1 protein-coding gene is annotated in these 1,099 nt (G+C 51.4%); it reads left to right on the top strand.

The window, feature by feature from the left end:
* Positions 1–1,064: hypothetical protein (locus Q0236_RS00670; RefSeq protein WP_297913798.1), on the top strand; the 1,064-nt coding region annotated here is incomplete at its 5' end.
* Positions 1,065–1,099: the final 35 nt, after the last annotated feature.

The raw sequence follows: 1,099 nt of genomic DNA, 5'->3' as shown, positions 1-1,099 counted from the left end.
TTCGCGCTAAATTTAAATCCATCCGTAAGCAAAAACTTGAAATTTCACAGCCGCAAAGCAAGGAATTCTACGCCGATTTGGCGCGTAAAAATCCGTTTTGCTACGAGATAAAAAGCAAAATTTGGGATGAAAATTTAAAAGATTTTTTAGAAGCGACGCCAATGATGACGCAGCTTGAGCTAAACTGCGCCGGCAAAAGCCTAGATATCTCGCGCACGCACTTGCAGCAGCTCGTCTTGCACGCAAGCGGCACGGAGGAGGTCTTGCTAAACGGCTCGCTGTGGCAGCTCGTGATAAACGGCGATACCTCGAGGCTAAAGAGCGTGTGCTGCCCCTTTGACGGCGAGCTTTTGAGCGTCCAACTAGAGCTAAACGGCGGCGGGTTTTGCATTCGCGGGCTTGAAAAACTGCGAAATCTACGGATATTTTCGCAGCGCGGCGAGTGCGTTGATTTAGAAGACGTAGCGGCGAGCTTTCCGAATTTGCGCGAAATTTTCATTAACGCACAGGGCGGCACGCTAAAAAACATCGACGCGCTCGCTAAATTTGAACATCTAAAAGACGTCTGGCTAAGCGACGTTTACGGATTTGAACGCTTTCCGACGAGGGCGCAACTATCGCATCTAAAACGCCTTTGTTTCTGGTCGGTGCCTAAAGGCGCTTGCGAGGCCGCTAGAGCGCAGTTTAAAGACATAGAAAGCCTCGTAATCAGGCAGCCGCGAAGCAAACAGTGGCTGGCGGCGAATTTAAACAACCCGCTGCGCGGCTGGGACGGCAGAGAGGGCGTGGGCGCGGCGACTGCCAGAAAGGCGATGAGGGCTTATGCGGGTACGCACAAGAAGCTAAGCGTGCTCGAAGCAGAGCCTGCAAGCGATGAGCTCAAGACCGAGAAGACCGAAATTTTAAAAGAATTTATCGCCGTTTTTAACGCGATAGACGCCAAGCATAGCATCGACACTATGGAGCGCGAGGAGATTTGGGAGGCGTTTTGTAAGCTAGCTGAGCTTGCGGCGATGGACAGAAAGTCGCAAGAGCGTATCTGGGAGCAAAATGCGGAATTTTAGCCGAATGAAGCGCGGCGGCGATTAAAACAGCGTGT

This window comes from uncultured Campylobacter sp. (assembly GCF_938031315.1).
Classification (GTDB): Bacteria; Campylobacterota; Campylobacteria; order Campylobacterales; family Campylobacteraceae; genus Campylobacter_B.
This window is presented reverse-complemented; position numbering and strand designations above follow the sequence as displayed.